This is a genomic window from Peribacillus glennii, assembly GCF_003429105.1.
GTDB lineage: Bacteria > Bacillota > Bacilli > Bacillales > DSM-1321 > Peribacillus > Peribacillus glennii.
Map to the genome: position 1 here is coordinate 80,558 of NZ_QVTD01000021.1, position 7,834 is coordinate 88,391.

The window sequence follows — 7,834 nt, forward strand, 5'->3', positions numbered from 1 at the left end:
AACCAATGAACTAATTCCACTAGCTTGACCCAATAGTTAGAGGAATCACTCCCGTTTCAAATATATGATTGAAGTCGATAATGCTAAAAAGCAATTTGGGAGAGATATATTATGTTATTAGCAAAAGCGTGGGAAACTTATGAATCTGACAAAAGGATTCAAGGATTTTCGCCACAAACCTTGAAAGCGTATCAAGTACAATCCGCATTGCTCATTCGATATTTCAAAAATATCCCACTCGATGACATTACTACCTCTCAGTTAAAAGAATACCTAGCAAAATCAAGTGAAAGCCTCAAACCTTCAAGCCTCGCTCACCGGATTAGGTTCATGAAATCATTACTTCGCTGGTCACATGAAGAGGGGCATATCACGAAAAACCCCGCAGCCAAGATAAAGGAACCAAGGCCGGGAAAACGGATACCGAAGTTCTTGACTGAGACGGAAATCGAACATTTACGGGAAGCATGCTTCACCCCAATGGAAAAGGCCCTGTTTGAATTTATGTTTTCCACTGGCTGCCGGATAGGTGAAATTGTTTCCCTGGAAAAGAGCAGGATCAATTGGCAGAATCGGTCCGCCGTGGTAAGGGGAAAAGGTGATAAGGAGAGGGAAGTGTATTTCAGCACACGTTGCGGAATCTGGCTTAAACGGTATCTTGAGGAACGGCGTGATGGGGATCCGGCCATTTTTGTCACCGAGAGGGACCCGCATCGGATGAGTATCGCCCAGATGAGATACATTATAAGACGGATTTCAGACCGTGCCATGATCAATAAAGCGATTCATCCGCACCAGCTAAGGCACAGCTACGCTACTCACCTGTTGAATAATGGTGCACCACTGGAAGTCATCCAAAGTTTACTGGGCCATGAGAAAAGTGAGACTACCAGGATATACGCACAGTTAAGCGGCAGCCTAAGACAGGAACTTTATTGAAAGTACTTTTAACACGCTGAAAAGCAGTGCAGCAAAATGCATTGCTTTTCTTTGATTGTTGCACCTGTTAGTTCAATAACAACCTTGAGAGCAGCAGGTCACTAATATTTAACGAATGTGGTAACGTTTTGTTTGGATGCAATAGTTCGTCTGGGAAGCTCTTCTTTCCATTTCTTTGGGTCTAATTGATATTCACCGTATTGATCTTTGTAAGTTTTTTTAAAGAGATTAATTGTTCTGGCCTCTTCTGGATAATTATGTGATAAGGGATAACCCAGTCGTCCTTCCTCAAATATATATAGTTCTACAACATCCCCTATTTCCATAAATGAATCTAAGAATGTAATAAATTCAATATCTTCACCTCCAAGTTCATAAACATAAGGGAGGGTAAACGACAAACTTTCCTTATACGCTTCACCATTTAGATATGGATAATTATTTTCACTTGTGTGGTATTCAGGAATTGGTTTTAATGTAGCGATAAAATAATGAGCTGTCATTGAAAAATCCCTTTCAAAAATACAATATTCTTATTAAAGCACCCATCATAAGTATCACCTTGAATAATATCAATGTTAATGGTTCACCTAACGTCTTCTTTCACTAAACTGCAACGTTAGTGCCATAAGAAAAAGCTGCCTTATAGACAGCTCATATCTTCAGCTAACGCCCCCGTTAGTTTAAGTACATTTCTTCACATACTATTTTAAGTTGTTATGAATTTACCACAAAAAAGAGAAGCATTTTTAGTGCTTCCCTCCAGCAGAACATTTACTTAAATTTAATACTGTAATAACGCATTGCTTCTAGGCTACCTTTATATTCAAAAATTCCCTTTTCAATTAATTTCCTAACCCTATATTCCAAAAAGCTGTCACCGATATATTGAAGAATATGTCCATAAACTTCACCGACTAATCTTGCACACATAAGAAACCCCTTTTTCTTCCCAATCAGCTTCTTAGCTTTTTCAATTATAAAATCATCGTAGTAGTTTTCAGCTACTACTTTTATTTCTCCGTTTTCCCATATTCTTAAAGTACCGAAATTGTTTGAGAGGTCTAACCACTCTTTTTCAAAATGCTTACGCTCTATGTCTGATAAAATCTGCTTGTTTTCTTGGCTATATTTATAAATGGTTTGTAATTCTTCTTCAATTATTTCACCCGAAAATACGGGTACATACCTCTTAGCCTTTTTTTATACAATTCTCTATACAATTTTGCAGTATCAATGATTGAAATATTGATTTTTTGTTCCCGCAACAAATACATTGTAAAAAGAAGAGCTGTATGTTCATGTGCATTTTCAGATACCCATATGTGAATTGGAACATTTTCTGGAATTGATGATAATTGAGCAATTACTCTCGGAAAACTTTCTTTATAAAATTCAACTTCATATTCATTAGTAAGGTTGTTTTTTAACCAATCGATTCTATCTGTTTGACCCTTTTCGGAATCTAAACTGTATATAGGAGCAATAGAAAAATTATCGTGGAAAGCAATAATAAACTCTTCTTCAAGTAAGTTTAATTCTTTTAATGGCTGTCTTAAAAATGGGTATCCAACTTGTATATGAACTTTTTTGTAATTACCTTTTCCAAATGGATCTGGGTCTGTAACTTTTGGATAGAGAATTTCATTAAAGATTTCTTTAAGATCTTTTGCCAACTCAACTAAAGAATTCTCTTTATCCTCTAACAATGCAATCCTATAAAGAATAAATTGCAAGTATGACCTTACTTCCTGTTCTGGCAAGTCCTTTACTTTATTCTTTATATCGTCGAGAATATCCATCTAAATACTCCTTCTAAATCATTTAAAAGTATTAATCATAAATAAAAAATGTTCTTTTTGAAGATATTTTCTCCAAATACTCTTAAACTAACCTGCCCTTTAGTTGAATAAGAAAAATGGATTGCAGCAGCAATCCTTCTTAAACTCAAGTACCCGTTACTTTAAGTACATTCTTTCACAAAAGTTAGTACATAGTTGCTTCGAACAACTCGTTAAATCGTTAGTGTCGATGCTAGGCGAAAATTCACTAGGATTTCGCCGTTAACCACGACCAATGGTATCGTTCAACTTCTTGCGATACTTGTCCTTCCAAGTTTGCTCATCCTTCACTAGGTCGTCGCAGAAAGCAGCCACGTCCTCGCCCGTAAGGTCAGTGACTTTCTTGCCTTCTGCTGCTCCTTCCTCGAAGAGGTCGAGAATGCCGACAAAGATACGGCTGCTGTCCTTCCAGTCGGTGGGACCACCACCAGCAGTCCACATATATTTTTGAATAGCTTTGTAAGCATTGCAGTACTCACTTGGAAGTGCCTTCACACGTGCCTCCATCTCCCTCCATTCCCGCTTGTCATCCAGACTTCCGATAATTTTTTCAAAAATATTCATTTTACTTCTCTCCTTTTGATTTTATTAGTTTTGAGTTCGTTAATTTTACTTGAGACGAATTCCCACTTTTTCCAAAAGATTTTAAGTTGCTCTTTACCTGCCGCATTGAGGGTGTAAAATTTTCTAGGCGGTCCCATAGTGGATGGCTTTTTCTCAATGTCCACCAAATTGTTTTTCTCAAGCCGCATCGTAATCGTATAAACTGTGCCTTCAACCACATCAGTGAAGCCAAGTTCTCGCAGCTGTTGCGTGATTTCATAGCCGTAGGTTTCGCCACGGCTGATGATCTCAAGTACACAACCCTCAAGCACCCCTTTCAGCATTTCCGTGATATTTTCCAAGTATTTTTCCTCCATTTGTATTTCACTTATATTTATTTCAGTACTCTGTATCACAGGTGTTTTGTGATACAGATATTCGTTATTACCGAATACTGGTATATAGTATCGCTAAGTAGCATCACTTGTCAATAAAACTTTTTGTAAAAAAAGCCCATTTTTACTGCTTCAGAGGTGTTTGACAGCTTAGTCCTCGCTAAATTTTAGTGGACTTAATTTACATATTAAAGTGACCAAGATGGTGATTAGTAATCCAAACAGTCTCGAATTGAGCCTCAATTAATTTGATGCGTTTGTTATTTTAGGGATAGGCTTATCAATAAGTTTGTGAAGAAATGTACTTAAGCTAACCTGCCCATTAGCACAATAAGAGCAACAAAAAAGTCCGTTAATCCTTCCTAGGTCAACGCACCTGATAGTTGAATAAGAACTTATACTTTACCTCTCCATTTGGTCTGCTATCATTAAAATAAACACACACAAAATATGAAGAACTGCTAATACTGCAAAATGGTCTCCCTCTACTCCATCTAAAAAATGATATATGGCTGGGAATAAAAATGTTTCCACGCCAAATAACATTATTACTAATCCTATCCGCCCAGCTAATTTCTTTTCATTTTTCGGAAAAAACAATTCATTATTTCCTGCAATGAATGATGTCTTTCCTTTTCGAGTGACAGAAAAACCAACATATATAATTACTACACCTAAAACCATTAAAACTAAGGAAATCACAAGCATTTTCTGACCTCCTAAAACATAGATACTATAATTATTTTACGATTTATACTTATTATTTGTTTCAAAAATCTGGATTTTTCAGAGCTAAGTTGTTCAACTAACCTGCCCCTTTAGAGGAACAAGAAAAAACCCCTACTTGATAAGACAAAATATCAGACAGGGGTTGTTTAATGTTACTTTTTCCTCAATGACAAGATCAAAGCAAGAATGGAAACAACCAATGCTACTATTGATGTAGTGAGTACCATCGCATTGGATCCAGATTCTCCTGAATCTGACTTTGTTTCTGTGTTCTTGTCTGTAGTTTCTTGTTCATTGTGAGTTTGACCTTCAGGTTTATCAGTGGATGAAGTGATCTTTGTGATGGAATGAGGTGTATCCGAACTTTCATCGCCAGTCCACTCTACAATGGAACCGTCTTTATAGTATTGAAAAGCATCCCATGCTGCCTCTGTTTCCTTTTCAGGATTCTTCCCTACAAAAGAAAATTGCTGAAACTGTCCTGCCGCAATTCCGTCCCCGGTTGCTGTCCAGGTGATTGTGGTAGTCTTGCCAGAACCATCTTTTTGCTGGGTAACTTCCCATCCTGGCACAGGCTGGTAAGACATGACCTCCACACCATCCGGCACCTTCAACGCTACCTTGACTGTATTCACATTTTTTTCAACCGGCACTTTCATCATATACGTTTCCCAGGCTCCAGGTGCCGATTCTCCGGGAATGACAGTAACGTGTGCACTCGCAGCTCCTGCGTAAAGGAATAGGGCGGCAGCAATTGCAGTAAAGCCGACAGACCATTTCTTCCATAGTATTTTCATCATTTAAAACACCTCTAATGTATTATTTTGTACCCACGGTAGGGTGGAACTCAACACCATAACTATCCAATGAACTTGTTAGCACATGAACAGATAGTCTCCACTTTCCATTCATGTTCATATACAAGCCTTCTGTTTGAAAGTGACCAGGCGATTTCTTGGTCACAATAACCGTGTTTTCCTCCATCTCCATGTCCATATGATTCAAACTCAGGGTGACCTGTTCAATGTCCGTGACCGTTTCTCCCTCAGTGTTCCTTACATCGATCTGAAAGGTATTGTGGCCTGCGACATTCGGGCTTATTTCCAGCGTTACAGAATGACCGCCCTGTACTTTTTGGGTGACCTTAAATGGGCCGGGTGACGAAGCGGCTGTCGGTAGATTGGTAAGGATGGTCACGATAATCAGGACACTGATCCCTAAGGCCAGTTCGAACCACGCCGTACGGTGAATTCCTGTGTTGCCTTTTTTCCTGGTTCTCAAAAAGTGAAAGGCTCCGAGCATCACCATAAGGGAAAATAGCAGGATTTTCCCCAGCAGGACTTTCCCGTAAGGGGAATGGAACAGGGAATACCAGGTAGGAACATACAGCAGACTTCCATAAATTCCTGTTAACAGGATGATTGCCACTGCTATCATCGCCCATAAGGAGAATCGGTGTAAAGACTTCCAGTAATCCTGCCTTTCATTTGTAGAATCCAGGTCGCCTCTTGGCAAAAGGAACACCACGGTGAACAATCCTCCCACCCAAACGGAACTGGCCAATAAGTGGAGGAAATCCATCGTGACCGCAAGGATTGGGTTTTCCGACCCTGCCGCATGGCTTGTGAACGCTTTGCTGACAAGAAGGCCTACCGATGCCAGAAGCGGTAGGCTCCAATTCCGCACCGATATTTCGGAGCGGATAAGTGTCGCCATCCAAGCAAACAGCCACAAGATCACTAATAAGAGCAGCTGAAAGACCCACACCGTTCCAACAGTCGTTTGTTCGGCTGTCTCCTTAAGCAAAGAAAGAGTAAAGGCTTCTGACCACGATACGCCCGCATAAAGTGTGGTTTGGAGCGGCAAGTTCAGGAGCAAGGCGATGCTTATAGCAATTAAGGATGCCCATATCACCCGCATGCTTTTGGCTTGCTGTTGTGGTGGACCCTGTATGATGAACAGGTTACAAACGATGACCCCGATAAACAAGGACAACCCCATGTATAGCAACCATCGAAGGGCAATTACATCGAACGTTGGGTTATCGCCACCTGTGGCTGCTGGAACTGGATTGGAATCTGGATTTGAACCTGGTTCTTCCACCGGAACTGGATCTGTTCCTTTTTGTGCTGCTTCCACATTGAACGGAATCGCTCCATGTATGGGGTGTCCATCGGCCGAAATCACCTTCCATTGCATGTAATAGATTCCAGCAGCCAATTCCTCTGTGATGGGGGCTTCCAGGATGGAGGCATCCTTGCCAATCGAGTCGGATAGCATGATTTGGTCTCCTGATGAATCCACCAGTACAATCGAATGGAAGCCGGATTGAATGGACTCACTGAATTGCAGGGTTACTTTGGATGGCGGCTCGGTCAATGTTTCATTTTCTGCAGGGTTTGAACTGACAAGATAGGCATGTGCCCATGCCACTTTGGGAACTAATGTAAATAGGTACACTAATAGTACAACAAAACCAAATTTCTTTAGTGAATCATTTACTTTTACCATGTTATAGAGAACAGGAACAGCCACAATCCGTTTTTCGCAGAAGGGCATTCATGGCTTCGGATAATGTGTACAAGTCTCCGCCGAATCCTTTCTGGAATTTCTCAGCCTGTACCACTGTGCTAAAAGCAACCACCTGGGGATGGCAGCAATTTATATGCAAATCCGCCCCTATGAGGAAAGTGCCAGTCGTAGCACTCATTGTCGTATCGTACAAAAAGTCATTGCATAGAAGATGGCTTACATTCGCCTCGTTTTCAGCATAATACAATAATCCGCAATGGAGACAACACGCCTGTTCCACCGTCTTCTCAAGACCAATGATTTGTACCGTATGACGGCTATGGGCTTCTTTCATGCAGTACACACACGCATTGAACGAAGCCGTTTTAACCGGAGCTTGAATAATGCCACTAGACGTCTTGATGATTTTATTTTGCTCCACTAAAGGTTTGATGTCACGGTACACCGTCATTTCGGATACATTTAAACGCTTGCTTAATTCCGAAACCCGCAAGGAACCTTCTTCTTCAATCCATGTCTGTATAAGTTGCTGCCTTTCGATTGGAAGCATGTTTTTCCTCCTTCCTCATCCTCCTCTTTTGCTCTTAATTTTACTCCTCTTAAAGATCACAATGCAACATATATTATGTTATAAAATGTGAAAGTATGGTGAACAACAACAATTTATTAACATTCATCATGCCTTTGAAATATAGATTCTGAGTTGACCATGGTTGGATACAAAACAAATATCCCCGCAACACTTTTATTCAGGAATAGGTACATGTTCCTTTATACCTCCATCTTCTTCATTAATCAAAAGAGGGCGGGATTATGAATGTATTAGTCTTTCTGGCAGCGATTTTAGGTATCTTG

The 7,834-nt window shown here is 40.1% G+C and carries 10 protein-coding genes; 1 reads left to right on the plus strand and 9 read right to left on the minus strand.

Annotated features, from left to right (window positions below):
• The first annotated feature begins 111 nt into the window (after positions 1-111).
• Complete coding sequence (locus D0466_RS20320) at positions 112-939, plus strand: tyrosine-type recombinase/integrase (protein ID WP_117324331.1); 828 nt, start codon at positions 112-114, stop codon at positions 937-939.
• Between the two features lie 101 nt (positions 940-1,040).
• Here the strand turns inward: D0466_RS20320 and D0466_RS20325 are convergent, their stop codons facing one another.
• From D0466_RS20325 to D0466_RS20365, 9 genes are all read right to left on the minus strand, one after another.
• The gene (locus D0466_RS20325) at positions 1,041-1,442 is read right to left on the minus strand and encodes a hypothetical protein (RefSeq protein ID WP_117324332.1); all 402 of its coding nucleotides are present in this window, start codon (positions 1,440-1,442) and stop codon (positions 1,041-1,043) included.
• A 271-nt stretch (positions 1,443-1,713) separates the two neighbouring features.
• Positions 1,714-2,103: a DUF3658 domain-containing protein gene (locus tag D0466_RS20330; protein ID WP_117324333.1), complete on the minus strand. Its 390-nt coding sequence runs from the start codon at positions 2,101-2,103 to the stop codon at positions 1,714-1,716.
• The gene (locus D0466_RS20335; RefSeq protein WP_117324334.1) at positions 2,100-2,741 is read right to left on the minus strand and encodes a DUF1835 domain-containing protein; all 642 of its coding nucleotides are present in this window, start codon (positions 2,739-2,741) and stop codon (positions 2,100-2,102) included. The genes D0466_RS20330 and D0466_RS20335 overlap by 4 nt, the downstream gene beginning before the upstream one ends.
• 261 nt (positions 2,742-3,002) lie before the next feature.
• The gene (locus D0466_RS20340) at positions 3,003-3,344 is read right to left on the minus strand and encodes a DUF1048 domain-containing protein (protein ID WP_117324335.1); all 342 of its coding nucleotides are present in this window, start codon (positions 3,342-3,344) and stop codon (positions 3,003-3,005) included.
• A complete protein-coding gene (locus D0466_RS20345; protein ID WP_117324336.1) occupies positions 3,341-3,685 on the minus strand; it encodes a PadR family transcriptional regulator in 345 nt (114 codons plus the stop codon). Before D0466_RS20345 ends, D0466_RS20340 begins: the two co-directional genes overlap by 4 nt.
• A 435-nt stretch (positions 3,686-4,120) precedes the next feature.
• Entirely contained in the window at positions 4,121-4,426 is a 306-nt protein-coding gene (locus D0466_RS20350) for a hypothetical protein (RefSeq protein WP_117324337.1), read from the minus strand.
• Positions 4,427-4,599: 173 nt separating this feature from the next.
• A complete protein-coding gene (locus tag D0466_RS20355) occupies positions 4,600-5,244 on the minus strand; it encodes a YcnI family copper-binding membrane protein (protein ID WP_117324348.1) in 645 nt (214 codons plus the stop codon).
• Positions 5,245-5,266: 22 nt separating this feature from the next.
• Positions 5,267-6,958 (minus strand): copper resistance protein CopC, encoded by a 1,692-nt coding sequence (locus D0466_RS20360; protein ID WP_158555979.1) that lies wholly within the window; start codon positions 6,956-6,958, stop codon positions 5,267-5,269.
• A 1-nt stretch (position 6,959) separates the two neighbouring features.
• Positions 6,960-7,529 (minus strand): DeoR family transcriptional regulator, encoded by a 570-nt coding sequence (locus tag D0466_RS20365; RefSeq protein ID WP_117324339.1) that lies wholly within the window; start codon positions 7,527-7,529, stop codon positions 6,960-6,962.
• Positions 7,530-7,834 lie beyond the last annotated feature (305 nt).

What these genes read in the sequence shown, in the direction of transcription:
- D0466_RS20350 (WP_117324337.1), bottom strand. Translation starts at nt 4,426, where the DNA reads ATGCTTGTGATTTCCTTAGTTTTAATGGTTTTAGGTGTAGTAATTATA.
- D0466_RS20365 (WP_117324339.1), bottom strand. Translation starts at nt 7,529, where the DNA reads ATGCTTCCAATCGAAAGGCAGCAACTTATACAGACATGGATTGAAGAA.
- D0466_RS20335 (WP_117324334.1), bottom strand. Translation starts at nt 2,741, where the DNA reads ATGGATATTCTCGACGATATAAAGAATAAAGTAAAGGACTTGCCAGAA.
- D0466_RS20340 (WP_117324335.1), bottom strand. Translation starts at nt 3,344, where the DNA reads ATGAATATTTTTGAAAAAATTATCGGAAGTCTGGATGACAAGCGGGAA.
- D0466_RS20360 (WP_158555979.1), bottom strand. Translation starts at nt 6,958, where the DNA reads ATGGTAAAAGTAAATGATTCACTAAAGAAATTTGGTTTTGTTGTACTA.
- D0466_RS20320 (WP_117324331.1), top strand. Translation starts at nt 112, where the DNA reads ATGTTATTAGCAAAAGCGTGGGAAACTTATGAATCTGACAAAAGGATT.
- D0466_RS20325 (WP_117324332.1), bottom strand. Translation starts at nt 1,442, where the DNA reads ATGACAGCTCATTATTTTATCGCTACATTAAAACCAATTCCTGAATAC.
- D0466_RS20355 (WP_117324348.1), bottom strand. Translation starts at nt 5,244, where the DNA reads ATGAAAATACTATGGAAGAAATGGTCTGTCGGCTTTACTGCAATTGCT.